Source organism: Pseudomonas sp. C7.1, assembly GCF_056312395.1.
In genome coordinates this window covers 2,834,420-2,859,086 of record NZ_JBWDTL010000003.1, presented here as the reverse complement: position 1 = coordinate 2,859,086, position 24,667 = coordinate 2,834,420, and the positions used below count along the sequence as shown (strand labels likewise).

The window sequence follows — 24,667 nt, the reverse complement described above, 5'->3', positions numbered from 1 at the left end:
GGCGCAACACTGCTAAAGCCAGTTGGATAAAGGCTTTCAGGCGATCCGGCAGGAATTAGCTGAGGTGGCTTGCATCGCGTGGCGTGTTGTTCAAATCGCGTCAAAAAAGGTCGTTTTTGGTGACTGGTCAGTCAAACAAGCGTTTGGCTTGCTAATTGCTCATTCCAAGCCATTCTTGGCTTTACCGGACGTGCCAAACACGCCGAAACCTGCGAGCCAGAGTGCCTGGGGGCTGCAAATCACACTTTAGAGGGATCAAGCAGAAGTACCCGCTGGCTATAGTCCGCACCATCCATAACAAAAAACACATGGAGTAGCGTCGATGACAAAAACAAAACAAACCTGGCGCCTGGCAAAACTGCCGCTGGCCGTCAGCCTCGCATCCACCCTCGCCGCTCCCGCGTTCGGCGTTACTTTTAATATTGGTGAAATCGAAGGTCAGCTTGACTCGTCTATGTCTGTCGGTGCCAGTTGGTCGGTGCGCAGCGCTGATCCGGACCTGGTCGGTAGCCGTAACGGTGGTCAGGCCTCCTCACAAACCGGCGACGATGGTCGTCAGAATTTCAAGCGCGGCGAGACCTTCTCGAAGATCTTCAAGGGTATTCATGACCTCGAGCTGAAGTACGGCGATACCGGTGTCTTCGTCCGTGGCAAGTACTGGTACGACTTTGAGCTGAAGGACGAAAGCCGTCAGCTGTACGACATCAGCGACAGCAACCGCAAGGAAGGCGCACAGTCGTCCGGCGCGCAGATCCTTGATGCCTTTATTTATCACAACTACTCGATTGGCGATCTGCCAGGCTCGGTCCGCGCCGGCCGCCAGGTTGTGAGCTGGGGTGAAAGCACCTTTATTCTGAATTCGATCAACTCGATCAACCCTGTCGACGTGGCGTCTTTCCGCCGTCCGGGTGCCGAGATCAAGGAAGGCCTGATCCCGGTCAATATGTTCTACGTGGCCCAGAGCTTGACCGATAACCTTTCCGCCGAGGTGTTCTATCAGCTCGAGTGGGATCAGACTATCGTCGACAACTGCGGTACCTTCTTCGCTCTTGATGTGCTGGCCGATGGCTGTACCGATCGCCTGGCCGTTGCTGGTAGCGACGCAGGTGGCCCTGGCAGCCCGGGCTATCGTTATGTAGGTCGTTCCGGCGACCGCGATGCGCGCGATAGCGGCCAGTACGGTATTGCCTTGCGCTGGTTCTCGCAGGAGCTGGACACCGAGTTCGGCTTCTACACCATGAACTACCACAGCCGTACGCCGAGCCTGTCCTACACCGCCGGTCAAAGCGTGTTTCTGTTGCCGGACTCTGTGGAAAATCCGAGTACTGGCGAAATGTTTGCCAAGTACTACCTGGAGTACCCGGAAGATATTCGCCTGCACGGCGTCAGCTTCTCCACCACCGTGGGCGCCGCCTCGGTTGCCGGTGAGCTGAGTTATCGGCCGAATATGCCGATGCAGATCAATACCACTGACCTGACTCTCGGAGCTGTTGCTCAGGGCGGCTTGGCGCAGGCTCTGGGAGTGCCCGCCAACCTGCCGATCTACACCAGCGGCCACGCGGCCTTTGGTTCGGGTGAAGAGCTGAAAGGTTATGTGCGCAAGCCGCTGACCCAGGCGCAGGTTACCGTTACTCAGTTCGTCGATCAGGTTATGGGGGCTTCGCGCCTGACCTTGGTGGGCGAGGTTGGCTATTCGCATGTCAGCAACCTGGGTAAGAACGAGCTGCGCTTCGGTCGTGCGCCTGAGTTCGGTGCCGGTGAGTTCCCGACCAATACCCTGTGTACCGGCATTGCTAACCCGGTCAACCCGGACGAATGCAATAACAAGGGCTTCTACACCAATACGTCCTGGGGTTACCGCGCTCGCGCCATCTGGGATTACCCGGATGTGTTTGCCGGTGTCAATCTGCGCCCTAGTATTGCTTGGTCCCATGACGTCGATGGTTACGGTCCAACCTTCAACGAAGGTAACAAGGCCATCAGCCTGGGCTTGGATACCGAGTACCAGAACACCTATACCGCCAGCCTTTCCTACACCGATTTCTTCGGTGGGGAATACAACACCAACGTTGACCGCGACTTCGTTGCGCTCAGCTTTGGCGTGAACTTCTAAGCGGACGAGATTTTTGAGGACGACTATGACTATGAAAACAACAAAAAGTCTGCTGAAAACTGGCGCCCTGACACTCTCGCTGCTTGCGAGCGGTGTGATGGCGGCGGTATCGCCGGATGAGGCTGCCAAGTTGGGTACTACGCTGACGCCAGTCGGTGCGCAAATGGCGGGTAATGCGGATGGTTCGATCCCTGCCTGGACTGGCGGTCTGCCAGCCAACGCCGGTACTGCGGATGCTGCAGGCTTCCTTTCGGACCCGTTCCCGAGCGAGCAGCCGCTGTTCACCATCACCGCGCAAAACGTTGATCAGTACAAAGACAAGCTGACCCCTGGTCAACTGGCGCTGTTCAAACGTTATCCAGAAAGCTACAAAATGCCGGTGTTCGCTACTCATCGTACGGCCAGCATGCCGGACTTTATTCTGGCTGCTGCAAAGAACAACGCCGTCAACACCAAGATGGTCGAGGGTGGTAATGGTCTAGAGAACTTCGAACAGGCCATTCCGTTCCCGATTCCCAAGGACGGCCTGGAAGCGATCTGGAACCACATCACCCGTTATCGCGGTGGCAGTGTGAAGCGTCTGGTCACCCAGGCGACTCCGCAGCCGAACGGCTCCTACAGCATGGTTTACTTCCAGGACGAGTTCACCTTCCGTGGTGCGCTGAAGGATGCCGATACCAGCAAGCCAAGCAACGTACTGTTCTACTTCAAGCAACGGGTAACTGCTCCGTCGCGTCTGGCGGGTAACGTGCTGCTGGTACACGAAACCCTCAACCAGGTGAAAGAGCCGCGTCTGGCGTGGCTGTATAACGCAGGTCAGCGTCGCGTGCGTCGTGCACCGCAGGTGTCCTATGACGGTCCAGGTACGGCCGCTGATGGTCTGCGTACGTCCGATAACTTTGACATGTACAACGGTGCACCTGATCGTTACGAGTGGAAGCTCAACGGTAAGAAGGAAATCTACATTCCTTACAACAGCTACCGTCTGGACTCGCCGAAGTTGAAGTATGACCAGATCATCAAGGCTGGCCATATCAACCAGGACCTGACCCGTTACGAGCTGCACCGCGTATGGCATGTGACTGCAACCCTGAAGTCGGGCGAGCGTCATATCTATGCCAAGCGTGACTTCTTCATCGACGAAGATACCTGGCAAGCTGCGCAGATCGACCACTACGACGGTCGCGGTACCCTGTGGCGCGTAGCCGAAGCCCATGCGCAGTACTACTACGACAAGCAAGTGCCGTGGTACAGCGTAGAGACCCTGTATGACCTGCTGTCCGGTCGTTATCTGGCTCTGGGTATGAAGAACGAAGAGAAGAGTGCTTACGAGTTCGACTACCCTGCGAAGGAAAGCGATTACACCCCAGCGGCCCTGCGCCAGGCAGGCGTGCGCTAAACCTGAGTAATGCTGCATAAAGAGCCGGCCCACAAGGGCCGGTTTTTTTATGGCCAGCCATCCATGGCGGCCACTCTTCGGGCCATCGCTGCGTGACGTTAAAAATGGCTCTCGACCATTTTTTATGGGGGCGCAAGGTCAGTGAACATGCAGCAGGCCGATAAACAATCATTGCAGTGTGCTACCTGATGGACACGAGGGCTTCAAATGCGCGCATCAAGAGGCTAGTCTGCGGGTCACTGGTAGTGCCTCTGCCTGACGACTACAAGAAACTGGCTGATGACTGATCTGTCCCGCATTTCTGGCTTGGTTGCCGCGCCCAACGTACTGGGCGGGCATTTCTATCGACCACCGTTACCGGCCAGTTACGTACCGCGACCGGTGTTGTGTGAGCGCCTGCTGGGTGGCTTGGCAGGGCGCTTGCTGCTGGTCAGTGCACCGGCAGGTTTTGGTAAAAGTTCATTGGCCATCGAGTTCTGCGAGCATCTGCCTGAGCAGTGGCAAAGCCTGTGGCTGGGCTTGAGTTCGCGCGACAGCGACCCCGGCCGCTTTCTTGAGCGATTGCTTAGCGGCTTGCAGCAGTTTTTCCCAGGCGTTGGGCAGGAGGCGCTGGGGGTGCTGCGTTTGCGTCAACGGCATCAGCCGTTTGCCTTTGAAGAGTGGCTCGATGGTCTGCTCGATGAGCTGGCGTTGCGTCTCGATCCTCAGCAGCCGCTGCTGCTGGTGCTGGATGACTACCACCTGGCCCAGGGGGCGGTGCTCGACCGCTGCCTGCAGTTCTTTTTAAGCCACTTGCCGCTCGGCCTGGTGATGTTGGTGACCAGTCGCCAGCGCCCGGACTGGCACCTGGCGCGTCTGCGTTTGTCCCGTCAGCTGCTGGAGTTGCATGAGCAAGACTTGCGTCTGACTGATACGGAAAGCACCGAGTTGCTTGCGTTGCAGGGCGCTGTGTTGTCGGCCGAGGCGCTGGCTGCTTTGCTGCAGCGCAGCGAAGGCTGGGTGGCGGGCTTGCGGCTGTGGTCGCTGGCCGCCAGTGAGGTGCAGGAATCCACGGCGCTACCGACGCCGGTCCATGGTGCTGATGGGTTGATTCATGACTACCTGCTGGAAGAGGTAATCGAGCGCCAGCCCGCCGAGGTGCAGGCTTTTCTCTACGAGACAGCCAGCCAGGAACGCTTTTGCGCCGAGCTGTGCGATGCTCTGCGCGATGCCTATGACAGCGCCGCGATTCTCCGTCATCTGCAGGCGCATCAGGTGTTTCTGGTGCCGCTGGACGAGCAGGGCAAATGGTTTCGTTATCACCATCTGTTTTCCGACTTGCTGCGCAGTCGTCCGCAGCCAACCTCAGGTCTGCATTTGCGCGCATGTCGTTGGTTCAGCGCTGAAGGGCTGCTGGATGAGGCCATCGAGCAGGCGTTGCGCGCCGGTCAGCCGGATGTGGCGGCCAACCTGGTGCAAAACCTTTCCGAGGAGCAACTGCTGGCCGAACAGAACGTCGCCACTTTGCTGCGCTGGAAGATGGACTTGCCGGACAGCTTGCTTACCAGTACGCCGCGCCTGATTCTGCTGTATGGCTGGGCGCTGGCGCTGGCCTGTCAGCTGGATGCTGCCGAGGAGCTTCTTGCCCAGCTCGGACGCTTTCTACCGGCGCGTGAGCGCAGCGAGCAGGAAGCTCTGCTGGCCCAATGGCTGGCCCTGAGTGGGGTGATTGCCCGTGGCCGCGGCGACAGCCCCAAGGCGCAGGCTTATTGCAGCGAGGCGCTGAGCTGCCTGCCACTGAATCGTTATGGTCAGCGCCTGATGTGCCTCTCCAGCCTGGCCAACCTAGCTATCGTCCACGGTGATCTGTGGCGTGCTCGCGGGTTGAACCGTGAGGCACTGGAGTTGGCGCAACGAGTCGGCAATCCGCTGTTTGAGGCCCTGGCCCATTATGATCGGGCGCGGGTGCTGCAGGCCCGTGGTGAAGTGCTGCGCGCATTGGATGAGGTGCGTCAGGGTCAGCAGCGTTTGGCCAGTCTGCCGGCACAACGGCAGTACGCCGCACGCGGGCGGCTGACCCTGTATGAAGGCTATTTGCTGAGTTTGCGTTTGCAGCCGCAGCAGGCGCGGCAACGTCTGTTGGCCGGGATTGCCGAGGCGCGCAGCTGCCGCGATATCAGCGTGCTGATCGGTTATTGCGTGCTGGCCAGCCTGGAGGGGCGCAGCGGCAACCTGCCCGAGGCTTTTGCCCAGTTGGCCGAAGCCGAGCGCCTGATGCATATCTGGGATATTCCGCCGATCTACTACCTGGCGATGATTACCCTGACCAAATGTGAGCTGTGGCTGCGTCAGGGGCAGACCGAACTGGCGGGTGTCTGGCTGAGTCGTCTGCTCGATGCCTATGGTGGTGAGCAGGCCGCAGCGGCCCCGGAGTTCCACCCGCAATTGCCGTTGCATATCCAATTGCACCTGGCCACTTACGAACGTCTGCTGGGCGAGAATGATCAAGCCGAGCGGCGTTTGCGCGGGCTAACTCAGCTGGCACAGACCGCCGGTGGCCAATTGCTGGGGGTGATAGCGCAGATGCAGCTGACGGCCTTGCTGCGCGACGCCGGGCGTGAGCGTGAGGCGCAGCAGCAGTTGCGCAGTGCCTTGCAGGCTGCCGCTGGTGGTGGGTTGCTGCCATTTCATGGGTTGCTAAGCCAGCAGCCGGAGTGGCTGCGCGAGCAGTTGTTGGGGCAGGAGGCGAGTCCTTTGATTGAAGCCTTGCGCCAGCACCTGCCGCAGGCCGCACCAGCTGTTAGTCAGGACGACTATACCGGTGTAGTCGATGCACTCAGCTCGCGCGAGTTGTCGGTGCTGCAGCTAATCGCCCAGGGCTGCTCCAACCAGGAGATCAGCGACAACCTGTTTATCTCCCTGCACACCGTGAAGACCCACGCCCGGCATATCAACAGCAAACTGGGTGTCGGGCGGCGCACCCAGGCCGTAGCGCGGGCCAAGAGTCTCGGCCTATTGTGCTGACTCCGCCGGCACCGACAGGTCGAGGCTGCGCGTAGGCGCTTTGCTCGGTTGCGCTGCAGCTGCCGCGAGTTTGGCTTGCACATCCTGCTGGATGCTCAGCAACACCGGTTGCAACTCGCGCATAGTGGCCTGCACTGCTGCATAGGCATGCTGCTGGGCAAGCTGCTCGACGCGCTGCAGCAAGGTTTCGCGCACATCCCCGCTTAAATGGATAAACAGCTCGGGCAGTTGCTTGCTCAGTTCGGCGCTGTAGAGCACCAGTTCTTCACGGCCAAACTGTTTGGTCAGGCCCAGGTAGTCGAGTGCGCTGGAGGTGAGCATGGCTGCCGCTGCCTTGGTTTCATGCAGGCCCTGTAAGCGCACCGGGTTACTTTGCTCGGTTTGCGAGAGGGTCATCCAGAATTCAGTGGTCAGGGTGAACAGCACTGCCTGCTGGCGCAGCGAGTAACTCATCAGCCCCAGCGCCTCGGCGGCATAGGGCTGCTGCACGGCGCGAAAATCGAAATACAGGCGCATCAGCTCCTTGAGACGAAACAGTGCTTCGCGGGCCTCGTTCTGTCGCAGCTCCAGCGGTGCGTAGATATTCAGCTGGGGGCGGAAATTTTCCTCGCTGACCATGCGCTGGTAAATCGGCCCGGTGAACTCGCCGCTGCGCCGGGGCAGGGCGTTGAGCTGGGCGCTGTCGACCTTGTTCAACGCCTCCAGCAGTTGCTGGTAGTCGGCACTGTTCCAAGGTTTGTGGATGTCCGGAATCTTCTGCCCGAGATAGAACAGCTCGGCGGCCTGCACGGGTGACAGCAGAACCAGCAAAAGGATGGCCAGCGGCAGGCAAAGGCGGCGTGTTAGCGTGTTCAGCACAACAATAATCCTGCGGCGATGGCGTGGCTCAGCGTAACCAGCTTGGCGGCTCGCGTCACCCGCGCCTTGGTTGGGAAAAGTGCAATGCAGCAAACCTTGGCAGAACTCGGTGCTGTGCGTGCGGTGTTTGAAGATCTCGGCGGTTACGGCGCGGTGGCCCAGCAACAGGAGCTGGACGGTGACGGGCCGCTGATTGGCCATCTGCAGCGTACCAATATTCAGCTGGCGGCGATTCCGGTATTTGCCCGCAAGGGCCTGGCGGACACCACGGTGAATGACCTGCTGGCGGCGGCCAATGTGTCGCGGCGTACCTTCTATAAATACTTCGAGAATAAGATGCAGGTGCTCGAAGGCATCTATCAGACGGCGGTGTCCCTACTGCTGTCGCGCTTCAGTGAGATGCAGAGTCTGGCCGGCAGCCCGCAGGCCTGGTTGCAGGGCATGGTCGGGCGGTATTTCGACTATCACCTGGCGGTCGGGCCGATTATTCGTCTGATGCAGGAAGAAGCCCTGCGTGCTGATTCACCCCTGGCCGCGCACCGTCAACGTGCCCATACCGAGATGGCGCGGCTGCTGGCCGAGCGTCTGCATGGCGCTACCCAGGCGGCCGACCCGCTAACCTACCGCGCGCTGATCTGGGCCATGGAAGCCGCATCGCTGGAACTGCTCGGCCGCGCCGCCAGCCGCGCCGAGATCGAGCAAGCCAAGCGTGTGCTCAGCGAGCTGCTGATCGCCTCGCTGTGTCCTGCGCCAACCTAACCTAGGTTAGGCGTCAGCTCTGGGTGGACGTGCTTTGATAGGGCAGATGCGTCTACCCCATAACAACACTCTAGAGGTGCCTGCATGTCTGCTTCCAGTCTTCCGCTGATGCCCCCGCTGGCGGCCGGTTTTGCCCGCCTTGGCTTTGGTGCCTTGCCGCTGGAGCGCCTCAAAGCGCGCTATGGCAATGCCGCCAATGGCTCGCGCTACGTCGAGCTCGACGGCTTTAACCTGCACTACCGTGATGAAGGCAGTCGGGACAAACCGGTGCTGGTGCTGATCCACGGCGTGGTGGCCTCGCTGCACACCTGGGACGACTGGCTCCCGGCCTTTGCTGCCGATTACCGGGTTATCCGTTTCGATGTACCGGGTTTTGGCCTCACCGGCCCGGCCCGCGATGGCGTGTATTCCGCCGAGCGAATGATCAAGGTGTTTGGCCTGTTGCTCGACTACCTGGGTGTGAACAAAGCGTCGATTGTTGGTAACTCCCTGGGCGGTTATATCGCCTGGAACTTCGCCCTGGCGCAGCCGCAGCGGGTGGAGAAACTGGTGCTGATCGACCCGGCCGGCTACCACATGCACAAGGTGCCGTGGATGATTGCCGCCGCTGCCTTGCCCGGTGCCACCGTGGCCATGCCGCTGTGGATGCCGCGTGCACTGATCGCCCAGGGCATCAAGGAGGTTTACGGCGAGCCGGCGCGGATCAAACCGGGTGTGGTGGACCGCTACAACGACCTGACGCGGCGGCCGGGCAATCGCCGGGCGATGATGGATATCTTCCGTGTGCTGCTCAAGGTCAATAAAGAAGAACTGTATGGCACGTCAGCGCGGGTCGTGCAGATTCAGGCGCCCACCCTGTTGCTGTGGGGCGAGCGCGATCGCTGGATTTCGCCCAAACACGTGCCGCTGTGGCAGCGTGATCTGCCGGGCATCCAGGTAAAAACCTATTCGGGTGTTGGGCATATCCCCATGGAGGAAATCCCGCAGCAGAGCGCGGCGGATGCTCTGCGTTTTCTGCAGGGCTGAAAGCGTCCGAGAGCGGCGCTGGCAGTCGTCGCTATCGGTTAAGTCGATGTGCATAAAAAGGGAGCCCGCAGGCTCCCTTGTCGTTTTGGCTCAGCGCCAGGTTTAAGCAGCTTGGTTTTGCGCTGGCAGGTCGAACTCGCAGCGGGTCTGGTAGAGCAGCTCTAGGTTGTTGTGCTGCCAAGGGTGGAAGTTGGGTTTAAAAAAATCGCGGTAGGTGCTGATCAGCGGGCGGAACACGCCTTCCTTACCCCACATCCATTGAATGCCATCGCGCCATACGCGCCAGTTCCACAGCAGGCCGTCCTGCTTGAGCATATGCGTTAGGCCGCGCGTGGTATCGAGCACAAAGAAGAAGGTGCCCATAATCATCGCTCGGCGCAGCAGTTTGCGGCTGCCGCAGACCTGGTTGTAGACGTCGAAGGCCACCGCTTTGTGCTCGGTTTCCTCCAGTGCATGCCAGCGCCACAGGCGCACCATAGTCGGGTGCGCGCCTTTCAGGTATTTCGGGTCCTTGAGCAGACCGTCAGCCATGATCGCGGTGATATGTTCCAGCGCTGCGGTGGCGGCCAGTTGCCGTTGTGGTGAGAACTTCTTCTGGGTGTAGCGAATCCGCGCCTGAGCGCGTTTCTCGATGCGGGTAATGTTGTAACCCAGGTCGCGCAGGCGGTTGCTGTATTCCAAGTGTTCGCGGCTGTGGTGGCCCTCCTGGCCGATAAAGCCACGTATCTGCTCCTTCAGCACCGGGTCATCTATCTGGTCGCGGAAGTGCCGCACCGAATCGATAAAGAAGCGTTCGCCATCGGGGAACAGCACCGACATGGCATCAAACAGATGGCTTTTGAAGGCATCGCCGCTGTGCCAGTGACGCGGCAAAGGATTGGGGAAATCGAAATCCATATGCCGTGGACGAATCTGCAAACCTTCCGGGGTAGTGCTGACCATGCGGACTCCCTGAGTCTGTGACTGAAGCGTGGTTTCACTATGGATTCGCCAAGCGCTTCGGCAAAGGTTCACAACAGCCAATATCGAGGTCATTTATGGCCAATAGTGCTCGGCTGGGCCAAATATTGTGGCTTGTCAGTGCGGCGGGTGTACTAACAGTGCGCATGTTAGAGCGCTTGGTGGGGTGTAACAGACACCCGCTGCGGCAGGGCACGCATGCGCCCAACCTTCGGTTGTGGTGATCGGTTGATCAAGTTCTGAGTATGGCTAAAGTCTTCGCCCCAACTGCGCAGGCCGACTGATCAGGCGCGGTAGTACCGGATGCCCTTGTCGAGTTTTGTCGAACAAGGTTATCGTCGCTGTCGGTGGTCATATCAGGCCAGATAATAAGAAGCCCATGAGGCCATCATTGAATTTCTCTGCCGAACTGGTTCCCGTTGCCTACGCCGCCGCCTTGCTCGACCTGGTCGAGGAGCTGGGCGTGCCGCGCGCGCAGTTGTTTGCTGAGGCGCGGGTGCGGCCCGAAGTGCTGGGCAACCCTCAAGGGCGTTTGTCCTTTATTGATTTCACTCAACTCACCAGCAGCGCCTTGCGTCTGTGTGATGAGCCGGCGCTGGGCCTGCTGCTCGGCCAGCGGCTGAATGTTTCGACCCACGGCATCCTCGGCTATGCGGTGCTATCCAGCGCCAACCTCGGTAAGGCTATCCAGTTCGCCCTCAAGTACTACCGGGTGCTCGGCTTGACCTACGAGCTGGAAATAGTCGAACTGGGCGCTCGGATTGAGCTGCGCGCCAGTGAAACCATGCCACTGGGTCCGCTCAGCCGTTTCGCCGCTGAAGGTTTGCTGACCAGTTGCCACACCATTGTGCGATTTCTGGTGGGGGAGCGCTTAGAGGAAGTAGACGTGGGCTTTGCTCATGCCGCGCCACACTACGCCGAGCGCTACGAGCGGCTGTTTGGCGCGCCAGTGGCATTTGATCAGCCCTATCACCGCCTGAGCATGCCAACCACCTACCTGGACCGGCCAATGGCCCTGGCCAACCCGGCTACGGTGCAGATGTGCGAGCAGCAATGTGAGGCCCTGCTGGTGAGCCTGGATGTGCAGGACGGCCTGTTGACCCGTGTACGCCGTTTACTGCTGACCCGCCCTGGCGACTTCCCCAACCTGGCCAGCGCGGCCGAGGCGCTGCACACCAGTGGTCGCAGCCTGCGCCGGCACCTGTCGCACATGGGCACCAGCTATCAGCAAGTGCTCGATGAAGTGCGCAAGAGCCTGGCCCTGCAATACCTCACCACCACCCACCTTCCGCTGTATGAAATCGCCTACCTGCTGGGCTTCAGCGACCCATCGAATTTTCGCCGTGCGTTCAAGAAATGGACAGGTAAACTGCCCAGCGATTACCGCGCCGAGGAATAACCATGAGTTCTGCCGCAACCCCGACCCTGATCCGCGAAACCTTCCCTGTCGGGCCTTTGCAGTGCAACTGCACGATTATTGGTGACCCGCTGACCAAGAAGGCCATCGTTGTCGATCCGGGAGGCAATCCCGATTTGATCATGGCGCGTCTGGAGGCTCATGACCTCAAAGTGGTGAGCATCATTCATACGCACGCTCATCTGGATCACTTCCTGGCCTCCGGGCAGATGAAGGAGAAAACCGGCGCGACCCTGCACCTGCATAAGGAGGATCAGTTCCTCTGGGACAACCTGGAAATGCAGTGCCGCATGTTCGGCGTGCCCTACACCCCGGTGCCGGCCCCGGACCAGTGGCTGGCCGACGATGAAGAGCTGGCTTGCGGCTGCGGAGTGGCCCTGCATACGCCGGGGCATACCCCCGGCTCAATGAGCTTCTGGTTCCCCCAGGACAAGCTGCTGATTGCCGGCGACACCCTGTTTAAGCGCGGTATAGGCCGTACCGACCTGTGGGGTGGCGATTACCCGACCATTGAGCGCTCGATCAAGCAGCGTCTCTACTGCCTGGATGAGGACGCTGTGGTCGTTACCGGCCATGGCGCCGATACGCGGCTTGGCGATGAGATGCGCGATAACCCGTTTGTTCGGGCATAGTTCGGGCGAGCCTCCCACTCAATCACCCCTGAAAATGAACTTTAACCAGGTATCGGGCTCGAAAACTCAGGTGTGAACCTGTCCCGATCCAATATTCAAAGGAAGTACGCATGAAGCTGTGGCGAAATCTGGCTGTTGTTACCCTCGGTCTTGGCGTACTCGCCGGCTGTACCACCAACCCCTATACCGGTGAACGTGAGGCGGGCAAAGCGGGTATCTACGGCGGTGTCGGCGCAGTAACCGGTGCGGTGATTGGTGCGGCCACGTCCAGCAAGAAGGATCGCGCCAAAGGTGCCTTGATCGGTGCGGCAGTGGGGGGTGCGGCTGGTGGTGGTTACGGCTATTACGTCGACACCCAAGAAGCCAAGCTGCGCCAGACCCTACAAGGTACTGGCGTACAGGTGCAGCGCAATGGTGATGAACTGAAGTTGATCATGCCGGGCAATATCACCTTCGCCAGCAATTCGGCGGATATCTCCAGCAGCTTTTATCCAACCCTTAATTCCCTGGTCACGGTGTTCAAGGAGTTCGACAAGAACGGTGTGGATATCGTCGGCCATACCGACAGCACGGGCTCGCTGGAGTTGAACCAAAACCTGTCCAATCGCCGCGCCCAGAGCGTCGCCTCTTACCTAAGCGCCAATGGCATTGCGGCTTCGCGCGTTTCGTCTTACGGCGAGGGCCCAAACCAACCGATTGCCAGCAATGCCAATGAATCAGGCCGCGCACAGAACCGCCGGGTGGAAATTAACCTGCGTCCGCTGTAACCGCCGCACTCTATAAAAGCCGTGCATTCGTCCGGATGCGCGGCTTTTTTATGTCTGCTATTTAGACTCGGCCACCCATTCAATCGTGACTAGACTGCTGGCAGTGGTTCCAACAACCCTGCCGCCTCGGCGCGCCGCCCGCGCCAGACATGGACGAAAACTGGAGAGATCATGGACGACAGGCATGTTTCTACTTCGCGTAAATCCTGGCTACCGTTGTGGGTGACCTTGGCGTTGTCGATCGGCCTGGGATCACTGATCGTCTGGCAGTGGCAGGGCTTTGAGCAGCGTGAACGCGAGCAGAGTCAGCAGCGCTTCAAGCTGGAGGCGCAGGACATAGGCCAGCGGGTGATGAGCCGCATGCAGGCCTATGAAATGGTTCTGCGTGGTGTCTCAGGGTTGATGACCGGCAGTGATTATGTGTCCCAGGCTGAGTGGGATCGCGCCCTTGATCAGTTGCAGTTGCAGGACCGCTATCCGGGCATCATGGCTCTGGCGTGGTCGCGTTATCTGCAAGCAGAACAGCTTGGTGCATACCTGGCTGGCCAACAGAGCGAGGGGCGAAGTGGCTATCGGCCGTTCCCAGCAGGGCCGCGTGAACATTACCTGTTGATTGACTACATCACGCCGTTAGATTGGCGCAATCGCCGGGTGCTGGGTTACGACATGCTTAGCGAGGCCGTACGGCGCACGGCGGTTGAGCAGGCGATAGGCAGTGGCCAGGCGATCCTCAGTGCGCCGGTTACCTTGCGCCAGGAAACCGAGTCCAATGTGCAGGGCGGTGTGCTGTTGTTCTTGCCGGTATATCAACCGGGTATGCCGCAGAGTACGGTCGAAGAGCGCCGCGCCGCCTTGCTTGGCGTGGTACATGGTGCGTTCCGCAGCCATGAGTTGATGGAAGGTATTCTCGGCGCGCAGAGTCAGCGCTTTGATGTGGTGATCAACGATCAGCAGGTATTGCAGGCTCCCTTGTTAATCGCCGAGGAGCAGGACGCTGCCCGGCAACCACGCTTTCAACATGTGCTGGCGTTGCCGTTGTATGGCCGCAACTGGGTGCTGCAAGTGACCAGCACGGCGGCCTATGAGTCGGCCTTATCCAGCGGTGGCGGTCTCAGCCTGTGGATCGCCTTGGTAGCAGCGGCGTTGCTGGCTTTGCTGGTTGGCGGTTACCTGTATTTGCGCGAGCGCGAGCTGCACGCCAACCACCTGGCCACCGATAAATTGCGTGAACGTGAGGAGCGTTTCCGTCTGTTGGTCGAGCGGCTGCCGGTGGCGACCTTGCTGTGCAACGCTCAAGGTCGTATCGAAATGGCTAACCGCAGTGCCGCCGACCTGCTTGATTCGGCGCCCGATGTCTTGGTTGGCGAGCGGGTTAAGCGTTTTTTGCCGACTGTTGAGCAGTTAAGCGCGCTGGCCATCGATCACGACAGTGCTGAGTTGGTCAATGAATACCAGGCGCGTCGCGATCTCGGTGAAGAGGTGCCAGTAGCGCTGAGTCTGAGCGTGCTGGGCGACTCCGGCGGGGTCAACTACCTGATCAACCTGATTGATCTGCGCGCCCGTAAGGGGGCTGAAGAGCGTTTTCGTCTGGTGGTTGAAGCGTCACCCAATGCCATTGTGCTGGTCGACAACCAAGGTTGTATCGCCATGGTCAACCGCCAGACCGAGCAGCTGTTTGGTTATGGCCGTGAAGCGTTGCTCTCACAACCCGTGGAAATTTTGCTACCTAACGCTCTGCGTGCCAGCCATGTGCCGATGCGCGCGGGCTACCAGGCCGACCCCGAGCCGCGACGCATGGGCAGTGATCGCGAGCTGTTTGGTCAGCACCGCGACGGCAGGTTGATTCCGCTGGAGGTAAATCTGTCGCCGATCCGTGGCGGTGAAGATGCCCTGGTGCAGGCGGTGATCATTGATATCAGCGAGCGTAAGGCCGCCGAGCAGCGTCTGCGTGATCAGGCTGAGCAGCTGATTCTGGCCAATCGCTACAAGTCGGAATTTCTCGCCAACATGTCCCATGAGCTGCGCACGCCGCTCAACAGCATCCTGATTCTCAGTGACCAACTGCGCCTGAATAGCGCCGGCAACCTGACCGAGAAGCAGGCCAAACATGCCGATATCGTGCACCGCGCCGGCAGTGATTTGTTGCAGTTGATCAACGATGTGCTGGATCTGGCCAAGGTCGAGTCCGGGCGTATGCAGCTCAAGCTCGAACCCTTAAACATGCAGGATGTTCTGGTCGAGCTGGATGCCAGCTTGCGGCCAATGGCCGAGATCAAGAGCCTGCGCCTACATACCCAGCTGGAGGCCGGGGTGCCGCGAGTGATTCACAGTGACCGCATCCGCCTGCAGCAGATCCTGCGCAACCTGCTCTCCAATGCTCTGAAATTTACCGAGCAGGGCGAGGTCAGCCTGACCGTATCCTGCGCCAGTGGCGAGCCGGAGGAGGGCCATGAGCTGCTCAACTTCAGTGTGCGCGACAGCGGTATTGGCATCCCTGCCGAGCAGCATGAGCAGATTTTCCAAGCCTTCCAGCAGATCGATGGTTCCACCAGCCGGCGCTTTGGTGGCACCGGGTTGGGGCTGGCCATTACCCGTCAGTTGGTACTGGCGATGGACGGTGAGATCAGCCTGGAAAGTGTGCCGGGTGAAGGCTCCTGCTTTACCGTGCGCCTGCCGGTGCGAGTGGTGGCGCAAGAGGCGCAAGAAACGCAGGAGTTGCCGGCAACAGATGCGCCGACGCGCAGCGGTGAAGGCCCAGCGGTGCTGATTGTCGAAGATGATGTGAATTTTGCCGCAGTATTGGTCGACGAAGCGCATGCCCGCGGCTTTGCCAGCGTGCATTGCCGCTCTGGGGTACAGGCGCTCAACCTGCTGCAACGTGAGCGGTTCAGTGCGGTGATCCTGGATATTCTGCTGCCGGATATCAGCGGTTGGCAGCTGTTTCGTCACCTGCGCGGCCAGGCCAGCCACCGCAGCACACCAGTGCATATCATTTCCTGCGTACCGCAACCGGCGGACTGGAATGATGACGGCATGCGCTACCTGGTCAAACCGATCCAGCGCACGGACCTGGAACAGGTGTTTATCGACCTGCAACAGCTTGATCAGTCGCCGGCGCAGCGCCTGCTGTTGGTCGAGGATGTTGAGGTTGAGCGCGAACATTACCGTGAGCATCTGCAGCAACTGGGCTTTGATGTACAGGCCTGCTCATGCGCCGAAGAAGCGCAGCAGGCCTACGCAAACGGAATGTTCAACGCATTGGTGATTGATCTGGATCTACCCGATCAGGACGGCTTTGAACTGTTGGACGCACTCAACCGACAGCGTCCACTCAATGGCATGCGGGTGGTCGTTAATACCGGTGTCGATATCACCCGCCATGCCTTGCAACGCTTGCGCCGTTTCAGCGCGGTGGTGGTGCACAAGCACGGTGAGGACATGCAGGGGCTGAGTGAAGCGGTGCAGGGCTTTCTCGGCAGTGTGTGCGCCCCCTCACGGGTGGGAAGCCTCAGGGCGGGAAATCCGCTGGAAGGACGGCGCGTGCTGCTGGTGGATGATGACGTGCGCAATGTTTATGCCCTGACCGCCTTGCTCGACGAGGTGGGGCTGATCGTCAGTTCGGCCAAGGACGGTCAGGAAGCCATCAACTGTTATGAGCGCGAGCCGTTTGACCTGATTCTGATGGACATGGCCATGCCGACTATGGACGGCTACACCGCTACGCGACTGCTCAAAACCGAACACAGCTGCAGCATTCCGATCATCGCCCTGACCGCTCATGCGATGAAAGGCGACCGGGAGAAATGCATCACTGCTGGCGCCGATGACTACCTGGCCAAACCGGTCAGCCGCGAGGCCTTGCTGGAGCTGCTGGTGCGCTGGCTGGCCACTGTCGATCCGCTTGTAGGCTCATTTGAGGTATCCGCCGCACCGCCGCAATAGTTTTGCTGCGGCCTGCTAACCTGAACCGCAGCAGGAGTCGCAAGACGCTCGCCAGGGATACAGGGAGGACATATGGCACACGTGCAGTTAACGGTCGCCGCCATTACGCAGACTCTGCTGGTGGTAGATGACCGTCCGGAAAATCTGGAGGCCATGCAAGCCCTGCTGGAAGAAGGCGACTGGAAACTGCGTTGTGTTGACTCCGGCGAGGCCGCCCTGCAGTGCCTGCTTGAAGAGAACGTTGGTCTGGTGCTGCTGGATGTGCAGATGCCACGCATGGATGGCTTCGAAGTCGCTCGGTTGATGCGCGGTAACCCGCGTACGCGCTACACCCCGATCATTTTTATCTCCGCCATTGCGCAAACCCAGGATTCGGTCATCAAAGGCTACGCCACCGGCGCGGTGGACTTTATGCTCAAACCCTTCGATCCCAGCGTATTGCGCCACAAGATTCATGCCCTGCTCGAACATGAGCGCAGTCGCAGCGAGCTGCTGCAGCTGACTCAGCAACTGGATACGGCGCGGGCGTTCAACGCCTCGGTACTGGATAACGCCGCCGAAGGCATCATGGTGGTGGGTGAGGATGGCCGGATCAATTTTGCCAACCCGGCCATGGCGCGCATGCTTGAAGGCTCGATCAGCGATCTGCAAGGCAGTGAAATGCTCTCCTACCTGGTCAGCCCGCAAGTGACCAGCGACTGGCGTCTGTCCGAGTTTTACCTGCAGTGGCGGCGCGGCGAGGCCTATCGCCTGCATGACGCCAATTTGCGCACCCTGAACGGCGGGCAGGTGCCGGTGGCGCTGTCCTGTTCACCCTTACCGCGCTTGCAGCACGCGATGGTGGTCATGGCGCTGGATATGTCGGTGGTGCGTCATTTGCACAAGCAATTGGAGTCGCAGGCGATTACCGATGCCCTCACGGGCCTGCTCAACCGCCGTGGTTTTTATCAGGCGCTGGAGTCGTCACTGTCACGGATCAATCGCAGCGGCCAGCGTATGGCCGTGCTCTATCTCGACCTGGATGATTTCAAACGCATCAATGACTCACTCGGCCACGATATTGGCGACCGCTTGCTCGAACTGGTCGGCGAACAGCTCAAGGCCAGCCTGCGCCCCTATGACAGCCTGGCGCGAATTGGCGGCGATGAATTCACCGTCTTGCTCGACAGCCTGGAGCACCCGGAGGACGCCGCGCGCATCGCCGAAAAGCTGATAGAGCAGGTGTCGGTGCGGCATAACCTCGGCGGCATTGAGGTGACTCTGGGTGCGAGCGTAGGCATTGCCTGCTTCCCTGAATGTGGACAAACCGTGGAAGGCTTGCTGCGTGCCGCAGACATGGCCATGTACGAGGCCAAGCGCACCGGTCGCCAGCAATACCGCTTTTTCTCTCCGGAAATGAATGGCCGTGCGCGCTCACGACTGATGCTGGAGGAAAGCCTGCGTAGTGCCATCGAGAATGATGACTTCGTGCTGGTCTATCAGCCGCAGATCTACCTGGAAAGCGGGCGCCTGCGTGGCTTCGAGGCCCTGCTGCGCTGGCAGCACCGGGTTGCCGGCACCGTGGCGCCGGGGGTGTTTATTCCGCTGCTGGAAGAGACTCGCCTGATCAATCGCCTGGGCAGCTGGATCTTTCAGGCTGGCATCGAGAAATGCCAACAGCTGAGCCAGCAATACGGCAACGAATTGGTGCTCAGCCTGAATGTCAGCCCGGTGCAGTTCGGCATGCCGCAGCTGGTTGATGACTTGCGTCGGGTGCTCGAAGCGCACCAGTTGAACCCTCAGCAGCTGGAAGTGGAAGTTACCGAAAGCGCACTGATGCAGAACCTGGAAACCAGCCAGGAGCAGTTGCGCCAGCTGCGCAAGCTGGGTGTAAAAATCGCCATTGATGATTTTGGCACCGGTTACTCCTCGCTGGCCTACCTGCGCCATTTCGAACTGGATACGCTGAAGATCGACCGCTTGTTTATCTCCAATATGCTCGACTCGCCGCGCGATGCGGCGGTGGTCAGCACCATCATCGACCTGGGCCGTCACCTGGGGTTGGACGTGGTCGCCGAGGGCGTGGAAACCATGGCCCAGCGCGATTGGTTGGCCGCGCATAACTGCGCAATCATGCAAGGCTTTCTGGTCGCGCCGGGGCTGAGCGCCGAGGAGGTGAAGACTTTCCCCGCGCGAGTGGATTGGCAAAACCTGCCTGTGCGCAATGAAAAGCCCGCCGAATAGGGTGACAGACTGTAGGAGCCAGCTTGCTGGCGATGCTTTTGCCCTGCTGATCGCCAACAAGCGGCTCCTGCCCAAGCAATGTAGCGATTTAGCGCGCAGGATAACGCGCCTTCAGCTCGTCAAGCTGCGCATCCTTGTCCAGCCACAGCTGGTTGACCCACTGCTGAAACTGCAGGCGATAGGCTTCGTCCTGATCGTAGTTGCCGCCGATAAATTCCTTGGGAATCTGCAGCTCATCGAAACGCACCACCACCTGCTCGATTCGCCCGCACAACAGGTCCCAGAACCCCGGAATGCCCTGCGGGTAGTGAATGGTGACGTTGACCAGGCTGTGCAGCTGTTCGCCCATGGCATCCAAGACAAAGGCAATGCCGCCGGCTTTGGGCTTGAGCAGGTGCTTAAAGGGTGATTGCTGCTGCGCGTGTTTGGCTGGCGACAGGCGCGTACCTTCGAGGAAGTTGAACACCGACACCGGGTTGGTTTTGTAGCGCTCGCAGGCCTTGCGCGTGGTGGCCAGATCTTCACCGCGCTTTTCCGGGTGTTTGGCCAGGTATTCCTTGCTGAAGCGCTTCATAAAGGGGAACTCCAGCGCCCACCAGCACAGGCCAATCACCGGTACCCAGATCAGCTCCTGCTTGAGGAAGAACTTGAGAAAGGGAATGCGCCGGTTGAGCTGGTATTGCAGCACCAGGATATCCACCCAACTCTGGTGGTTGCTGGTCACCATGTAAGAGTGCTGCATATCGAAGCCCTTGAGCCCTTCGACATTCCACTCGGTTTTGCCCACCAAGTGCATCCAGAATTTGTTGGCGGAAATCCAGAACTCAGCAGTCGCATGCATGGCCGAGCGCAGCGCGCGCTGCACCTTGGGAATGGGCAGCAGAAATTTCAGCAGGGCCCCGATAAATAGCGGCCAGCAGCAGATAAGGGTATTCACGGCGAGCAGCAGGCCGGCAATCAGACCGCGTAATGGAGCAGGTAGAAAATGCAGCATGGGGACAGGTGCCTCTAGAAAAAGGGCGTAGGCCCCGACTTATTTACTTATGCCTGTGGTTTTCCACCACAGATCGGTCGGCGCACAGGTTAACGCCTGCGCACCGAACTGCAACCCCTCGAAATGCGGGTGATCGCCGTTGATCGCCACCTTTTGCTGCTATTTGTTGCGTCAGGCCGGTTTAGTCCGGCCTTTCAGGCGCGGCTTACTCGGGCAGATTGGCGGCCTGGATCGCAGTCAGGGCAATGGTGAAGACGATGTCATCGACCAGCGCGCCGCGCGACAGGTCATTCACCGGCTTGCGCAAGCCCTGCAGCATCGGCCCGACGCTGACGCAATCGGCGCTGCGTTGTACCGCCTTGTAGGTGGTGTTGCCGGTGTTCAGATCGGGGAAGATAAACACCGTGGCGCGGCCTGCGACCGGGCTACCGGGTGCCTTCTGCCGGCCGACGCTTTCAATTGCAGCCGCGTCATATTGCAGCGGGCCGTCGAGCAGCAGCTGCGGGGCCAGGGCCTTGGCCAGGCGCGTGGCCTCGCGTACTTTCTCTACTTCTTCACCGCTACCGGAGTCGCCGGTTGAGTAGCTGAGCATCGCCACCCGCGGGATGATGCCGAAGGCGCTGGCCGAGGCCGCGCTTTGTATGGCGATTTCTGCCAGCTCCACCGCTGTCGGGTCGGGGTTTACTGCACAGTCGCCGTACACCAGCACCTGGTCGGGCAGCAACATAAAGAACACTGACGACACCAGCTTGTAGCCGGGTGCAGTCTTGATCAGTTGCAGCGCCGGGCGGATGGTGTTGGCCGTGGTGTTGATTGCCCCGGATACGAGGCCGTCGACTTCATCCAGGGCGAGCATCATGGTGCCCAGCACCACGGTGTCTTCCAGTTGCGCGGCTGCCATCGGCGCGTTCAGCCCTTTGCCTTTGCGCAGCTCGACCATGGGCTCGACATAACGCTCGCGGATCAGGTCTGGGTCGAGGATTTCCAGCCCTTCCGGCAGTTCGATGCCGTGGGCGTGGGCCACTGCGTGAACATCCTCCGGCTTGGCCAGCAGTACACAACGGGCGATACCGCGTGCCTGGCAGATGGCGGCTGCTTGCACGGTGCGTGGTTCGCTGCCTTCCGGCAAAACGATGCGCTTGTTGGCTGCCTTGGCGCGTTGCACCAACTGATAGCGGAACGCTGGCGGCGACATGCGCAGTTCGCGCGGCGTGCCGCAGCGGGCGAACAACCACTCGTGGTCAATATGGCTGGCGACGAAGTCGGCGACCGTTTCAGCACGCTCTTTGTCGTCGACCGGGATTTCCTTGTTCAAGCGATTGAGATTGGTCGCGGTGTCGTAGGAGCCAGTACTCACCGTCATCACCGGCAAGCCGCCCTGCAGCGCGCCACGGCATAGTTCCATGATCCGTGGATCGGGGGCGAAGTCGCTGCACAGCAGCAGACCTGCCAACGGCATGCCATTCATCGCAGCCAGGCTGGCGGCGAGAATGATGTCGTCGCGGTCCCCCGGCGTAACCACCAAGGTGCCGGGCTTGAGCAGTTGCACGGTGTTGGCCACGGCGCGGGCGCAGAGCACGATCTTCAGCATGCGCCGCTGTTCGTAATCACCGGCATTGAGCACCCGCGCGCCGAGCAGGTCGGCGATGTCGCGGGTGCGCGGGGCGTTCAGCTCGTCTTGCCAGGGGATGCAGCCGAGCAGGCGGAAGTCATTGCCCTTGAGTAGCGGCGAGTGTTCTTTCAGGCGATTGGCGAAGGCTTCGATGCCATCGTCACTGCGCACTTTGTTGAGGATGACGCCGAGCATTTTCTCGTCTTTCGGTCCGCCGAACAGCTGTGCCTGGATCTCCACCCGGTCGCTCAGTTCGCTGAGGCTTTCCTGCTCCGGTGCGGAGACCAGAATTACTTCGGCATCCACGCTCTTGGCCAGGTGGAAGTTGACCCGCGCGGCATAGCTGGCCTGGCGTGTCGGCACCATGCCCTCGACGATTACCACGTCTTTGCCTTCGGCCGCTTGCTGATAGAGGCTGATGATTTCTTCCAGCAGCTCATCCAGCTGGCCGTCGCCGAGCATGCGCTCGACATGCGTCAGGGCCAGCGGTTTGGGTGAGTGCAGGCCGTGGGTGCGGGCGATTAATTCACTGGAGCGTTCCGGGCCCATATCGCCCTGATGCGGCTGGGCGATGGGCTTGAAGAAACCGACCTTGAGGCCGGAGCGCTCCAGAGCGCCGACCAGGCCCAGGCTGATTGAGGTAAGGCCGACACCGAAACCGGTGGGGGCAATAAAGAAGGTGTGCATGGTGCTTCCTTTGTGTCGTAGGAGCGGGCCATGCCCGCGAAATGTTGTTGGCCTCTGTCGTGGGCATGAGGCTGGTGCGTCGCCCCTGCGCCGCAGCTCAGGCTTCGAGTAGCGCCAGGGTGTCGAGGGCTATTTGTCGTTCTTCATTGGTCGGCACGACCAGCACACGCGGGTGGCCCAGGGCCTGGATCGGCCCGGCCGCGCCGCGCATGGTGCGGGCGTTAGCCTGCTCGTCGAGGGCCAGATTAAGCAATCTTAGGTGGGCAACGGTCTTGCTGCGAATCAGCGCCGAGTTCTCGCCGATGCCGCCGGTAAAGATCAGTCCATCGAGTTGCGGCAGGGCGCAGCTCATGGCTGCTAGGGATTTTGCCAGGCGATAGCAGAACACCTCGATGGCCAGGGTGGCGCCGGTATGACCCTCTTCGCGGGCCTGCTCCAGGGTGCGCATGTCGTTGGACACGCCTGAAAGGCCCAGCAGGCCGCTGTCTTTATTGAGCATCGCGTCGATCTGTTCCAGGCTCCAGCCCAAGGTGCGTGCCAGATGGCTATGCAGGTTGGGGTCGACATCGCCGCTGCGTGTGCCCATCACCACGCCTTCCAGCGGCGTCAGGCCCATGCTGGTGTCGCGGCTCTGGCCATCGACGATGGCGCAGGTCGAGCAACCGTTGCCCAGATGCGCCACCAGCCAGCTGCTGGCATTCACTTGCAGCCCGGCCATTTGCGCAGCGCGCTGGCTGACAAAACGGTGGCTGGTGCCATGAAAGCCATACCGACGCACGCCGTGCTCACGGTACAGGTGGTCGGGCAGGGCGTAGCGGTAGGCGTGTTCGGGCAGGGTCTGGTGAAAGGCGGTATCGAACACCGCTACTTGGGTCAGGCTGGGAAATAGCTTAATAGCCGCTTCGATACCCAGCAGGTTGGCCGGGTTATGCAGCGGTGCAAGCGGCGCGGTGGTGCGAATCGCGGCGAGGCTCAGTGCATCCAGGCGACAGGCTGCGGTGAAGTGCTCGCCGCCATGCACCACGCGGTGACCGATGCCATGCAACTGGCCGCCCGCAGCTGCCTGCACCAGGGGCAGTACCTGAGCGAGGGCGGCGCGGTGATCGGCATGGGGCAGAATCAGGCTGTCTTTGCTGTCGCCCTGTTGCCAGTGAACTTGCGCATCCGGGCTGCCCAGGCGTTCGGCCAGGCCGCTGAGGATAAAGGCGTCTTGCGCTTCGTTGATCAGGGCAAACTTGATCGATGAACTGCCGCAGTTGATCACCAGAATATTGCGTGCGGGCATTTACCGCTCCTTGTTCAAATCTTGGTTCGGGCGCTGTGTTACCGCCTCGCGTGCGTCGTTTTCGGTCGCGCACCAGCCGCAGATGAAAGGCTCGCCCAGCTGCGCCTGGCGCTGCTGCGCATCCAGCACCCAGGCGCGATTCTGCCAGGGCGGCTGGTGGCGCAGGTGTTGAGTATGGCCGCAGGACAATACTGCCAGCCAATCGTCGTGCTCATCCTGACGGAAATCAAGCACGCGCACTGCTGCTGCGTTTGGCCGTCCGTCTGTGTCAGGTTCGCTTTCGCGCGTGCCCTTGGGTAAACTTGCCCGCTCTTTATTTCCAAGCAAAAGGTCTCGCCCCATGCTGATCGCCGCCAATAAGGCCGTCTCCATCGACTATACCCTGACTAACGATGCCGGTGAGGTGATCGACAGTTCCGCAGGCGGCGCGCCGCTGGCTTATCTGCACGGTGCCGGCAACATCATCGGCGGCCTGGAAAAAGCCCTGCTGGGCAAGCAAGTTGGCGACGAGCTGGAAGTTGCAGTTGAACCGGAAGATGCCTACGGCGAATACAGCGCTGAGCTGGTAGCCACCCTCAACCGTTCGATGTTCGAAGGCGTTGATGAGCTGGAAGTCGGCATGCAGTTCCACGCCTCCGGCCCAGACGGCGGCATGCAGATCGTCACCATCCGCGAACTGGAAGGCGACGACGTGATCGTTGACGGCAACCACCCACTGGCTGGCCAGCGCCTGCACTTCAAGGTCAAAGTTGTCAGCGTGCGTGATGCCAGCGAAGAAGAAGTCGCTCATGGGCATATTCATGGCGAAGGTGGTCATCATCATTAAGGTTTAGCCTTATGTCGTAGCCGCGAGTCGACTTATGGTCGTATCAACCGCTGGCTCGACTGCTAAGCTGCAACAGAAGAAAGGCGCCTTCAGATAGGCGCTTTTTTTATGACCCGCCATCCTTGGCGGTCACCCTGCGGGCCGTCGCGGTGCGACGTTAAAAA

The 24,667-nt window shown here is 60.1% G+C and carries 17 protein-coding genes; 11 read left to right on the top strand and 6 right to left on the bottom strand.

Annotated features, from left to right (window positions below; genetic code table 11):
* The first annotated feature begins 322 nt into the window (after nucleotides 1-322).
* The 3 genes from AC0T4W_RS16820 (at nucleotide 323) to AC0T4W_RS16810 (ending at nucleotide 6,515) form a co-directional block, all read left to right on the top strand.
* Nucleotides 323-2,113: a DUF1302 domain-containing protein gene (locus AC0T4W_RS16820; protein ID WP_476320901.1), complete on the top strand. Its 1,791-nt coding sequence runs from the start codon at nucleotides 323-325 to the stop codon at nucleotides 2,111-2,113.
* 31 nt (nucleotides 2,114-2,144) lie between these two features.
* On the top strand, nucleotides 2,145-3,512 hold the full coding sequence (locus tag AC0T4W_RS16815) for a DUF1329 domain-containing protein (protein ID WP_476320899.1): 1,368 nt from the start codon (nucleotides 2,145-2,147) through the stop codon (nucleotides 3,510-3,512).
* Between the two features lie 279 nt (nucleotides 3,513-3,791).
* Nucleotides 3,792-6,515 carry a winged helix-turn-helix domain-containing protein gene (locus tag AC0T4W_RS16810; RefSeq protein WP_476320897.1) on the top strand — a complete coding sequence of 908 codons (2,724 nt, stop codon included), beginning with the start codon at nucleotides 3,792-3,794 and terminating at the stop codon, nucleotides 6,513-6,515.
* On the opposite strand, the gene AC0T4W_RS16805 is transcribed toward AC0T4W_RS16810, so the two are convergent.
* The gene (locus tag AC0T4W_RS16805) at nucleotides 6,504-7,370 is read right to left on the bottom strand and encodes a hypothetical protein (RefSeq protein ID WP_476323735.1); all 867 of its coding nucleotides are present in this window, start codon (nucleotides 7,368-7,370) and stop codon (nucleotides 6,504-6,506) included. The two genes, AC0T4W_RS16810 and AC0T4W_RS16805, sit on opposite strands and share 12 nt — an antisense overlap.
* Nucleotides 7,371-7,457: 87 nt before the next feature.
* Here AC0T4W_RS16805 and AC0T4W_RS16800 point away from each other — a divergent pair, with 87 nt between their 5' ends.
* Entirely contained in the window at nucleotides 7,458-8,132 is a 675-nt protein-coding gene (locus AC0T4W_RS16800; protein ID WP_476320895.1) for a TetR/AcrR family transcriptional regulator, read from the top strand.
* An 84-nt stretch (nucleotides 8,133-8,216) separates the two neighbouring features.
* Nucleotides 8,217-9,158: an alpha/beta fold hydrolase gene (locus AC0T4W_RS16795; protein ID WP_476320893.1), complete on the top strand. Its 942-nt coding sequence runs from the start codon at nucleotides 8,217-8,219 to the stop codon at nucleotides 9,156-9,158.
* A 102-nt stretch (nucleotides 9,159-9,260) separates the two neighbouring features.
* Here the strand turns inward: AC0T4W_RS16795 and AC0T4W_RS16790 are convergent, their stop codons facing one another.
* A complete protein-coding gene (locus AC0T4W_RS16790) occupies nucleotides 9,261-10,100 on the bottom strand; it encodes a metal-dependent hydrolase (protein WP_476320891.1) in 840 nt (279 codons plus the stop codon).
* 397 nt (nucleotides 10,101-10,497) lie between these two features.
* Between AC0T4W_RS16790 and AC0T4W_RS16785 the strand changes: the two genes are divergently transcribed.
* From AC0T4W_RS16785 to AC0T4W_RS16765, 5 genes are all read left to right on the top strand, one after another.
* Nucleotides 10,498-11,517 carry an AraC family transcriptional regulator gene (locus AC0T4W_RS16785; protein WP_476320889.1) on the top strand — a complete coding sequence of 340 codons (1,020 nt, stop codon included), beginning with the start codon at nucleotides 10,498-10,500 and terminating at the stop codon, nucleotides 11,515-11,517.
* 2 nt (nucleotides 11,518-11,519) lie between these two features.
* The gene (locus AC0T4W_RS16780) at nucleotides 11,520-12,167 is read left to right on the top strand and encodes an MBL fold metallo-hydrolase (RefSeq protein ID WP_476320887.1); all 648 of its coding nucleotides are present in this window, start codon (nucleotides 11,520-11,522) and stop codon (nucleotides 12,165-12,167) included.
* A gap of 110 nt (nucleotides 12,168-12,277) precedes the next feature.
* Entirely contained in the window at nucleotides 12,278-12,934 is a 657-nt protein-coding gene (locus tag AC0T4W_RS16775; RefSeq protein WP_476320885.1) for a YiaD family glycine zipper/OmpA-like lipoprotein, read from the top strand.
* 171 nt (nucleotides 12,935-13,105) lie between these two features.
* Nucleotides 13,106-16,876, top strand: a complete 3,771-nt coding sequence (locus AC0T4W_RS16770) for a response regulator (protein WP_476320883.1) — start codon at nucleotides 13,106-13,108, stop codon at nucleotides 16,874-16,876.
* Nucleotides 16,877-16,948: 72 nt separating this feature from the next.
* Nucleotides 16,949-19,099 carry an EAL domain-containing response regulator gene (locus AC0T4W_RS16765; RefSeq protein WP_476320881.1) on the top strand — a complete coding sequence of 717 codons (2,151 nt, stop codon included), beginning with the start codon at nucleotides 16,949-16,951 and terminating at the stop codon, nucleotides 19,097-19,099.
* Nucleotides 19,100-19,187: 88 nt separating this feature from the next.
* Here the strand turns inward: AC0T4W_RS16765 and AC0T4W_RS16760 are convergent, their stop codons facing one another.
* The 4 genes from AC0T4W_RS16760 to AC0T4W_RS16745 all read right to left on the bottom strand — a co-directional run bounded on the left by AC0T4W_RS16760 (nucleotide 19,188) and on the right by AC0T4W_RS16745 (nucleotide 24,049).
* Nucleotides 19,188-20,093 carry an acyltransferase gene (locus AC0T4W_RS16760; RefSeq protein WP_476320879.1) on the bottom strand — a complete coding sequence of 302 codons (906 nt, stop codon included), beginning with the start codon at nucleotides 20,091-20,093 and terminating at the stop codon, nucleotides 19,188-19,190.
* Between the two features lie 205 nt (nucleotides 20,094-20,298).
* On the bottom strand, nucleotides 20,299-22,392 hold the full coding sequence (gene pta, locus AC0T4W_RS16755) for a phosphate acetyltransferase (RefSeq protein WP_476320877.1): 2,094 nt from the start codon (nucleotides 22,390-22,392) through the stop codon (nucleotides 20,299-20,301).
* Between the two features lie 97 nt (nucleotides 22,393-22,489).
* Nucleotides 22,490-23,677: an acetate kinase gene (locus AC0T4W_RS16750; protein ID WP_476320875.1), complete on the bottom strand. Its 1,188-nt coding sequence runs from the start codon at nucleotides 23,675-23,677 to the stop codon at nucleotides 22,490-22,492.
* Nucleotides 23,678-24,049 carry a DUF3565 domain-containing protein gene (locus AC0T4W_RS16745; RefSeq protein ID WP_476320873.1) on the bottom strand — a complete coding sequence of 124 codons (372 nt, stop codon included), beginning with the start codon at nucleotides 24,047-24,049 and terminating at the stop codon, nucleotides 23,678-23,680. It abuts the gene before it with no gap.
* On the opposite strand from AC0T4W_RS16745, the gene AC0T4W_RS16740 reads away from it, so the two are divergent.
* Entirely contained in the window at nucleotides 24,018-24,503 is a 486-nt protein-coding gene (locus tag AC0T4W_RS16740; protein WP_476320871.1) for an FKBP-type peptidyl-prolyl cis-trans isomerase, read from the top strand. The genes AC0T4W_RS16745 and AC0T4W_RS16740 overlap by 32 nt on opposite strands.
* Nucleotides 24,504-24,667 lie beyond the last annotated feature (164 nt).

Coding starts and splice junctions, on each gene's coding strand:
- AC0T4W_RS16765 (WP_476320881.1), top strand. CDS start 16,949: ATGGCACACGTGCAGTTAACGGTCGCCGCCATTACGCAGACTCTGCTG.
- AC0T4W_RS16750 (WP_476320875.1), bottom strand. CDS start 23,677: ATGCCCGCACGCAATATTCTGGTGATCAACTGCGGCAGTTCATCGATC.
- AC0T4W_RS16820 (WP_476320901.1), top strand. CDS start 323: ATGACAAAAACAAAACAAACCTGGCGCCTGGCAAAACTGCCGCTGGCC.
- AC0T4W_RS16795 (WP_476320893.1), top strand. CDS start 8,217: ATGTCTGCTTCCAGTCTTCCGCTGATGCCCCCGCTGGCGGCCGGTTTT.
- AC0T4W_RS16740 (WP_476320871.1), top strand. CDS start 24,018: ATGCTGATCGCCGCCAATAAGGCCGTCTCCATCGACTATACCCTGACT.
- AC0T4W_RS16800 (WP_476320895.1), top strand. CDS start 7,458: ATGCAGCAAACCTTGGCAGAACTCGGTGCTGTGCGTGCGGTGTTTGAA.
- AC0T4W_RS16780 (WP_476320887.1), top strand. CDS start 11,520: ATGAGTTCTGCCGCAACCCCGACCCTGATCCGCGAAACCTTCCCTGTC.
- AC0T4W_RS16745 (WP_476320873.1), bottom strand. CDS start 24,049: ATGGAGACGGCCTTATTGGCGGCGATCAGCATGGGGCGAGACCTTTTG.
- AC0T4W_RS16760 (WP_476320879.1), bottom strand. CDS start 20,093: ATGCTGCATTTTCTACCTGCTCCATTACGCGGTCTGATTGCCGGCCTG.
- AC0T4W_RS16810 (WP_476320897.1), top strand. CDS start 3,792: ATGACTGATCTGTCCCGCATTTCTGGCTTGGTTGCCGCGCCCAACGTA.
- AC0T4W_RS16785 (WP_476320889.1), top strand. CDS start 10,498: ATGAGGCCATCATTGAATTTCTCTGCCGAACTGGTTCCCGTTGCCTAC.
- AC0T4W_RS16815 (WP_476320899.1), top strand. CDS start 2,145: ATGAAAACAACAAAAAGTCTGCTGAAAACTGGCGCCCTGACACTCTCG.
- AC0T4W_RS16770 (WP_476320883.1), top strand. CDS start 13,106: ATGGACGACAGGCATGTTTCTACTTCGCGTAAATCCTGGCTACCGTTG.
- pta (WP_476320877.1), bottom strand. CDS start 22,392: ATGCACACCTTCTTTATTGCCCCCACCGGTTTCGGTGTCGGCCTTACC.
- AC0T4W_RS16790 (WP_476320891.1), bottom strand. CDS start 10,100: ATGGTCAGCACTACCCCGGAAGGTTTGCAGATTCGTCCACGGCATATG.
- AC0T4W_RS16775 (WP_476320885.1), top strand. CDS start 12,278: ATGAAGCTGTGGCGAAATCTGGCTGTTGTTACCCTCGGTCTTGGCGTA.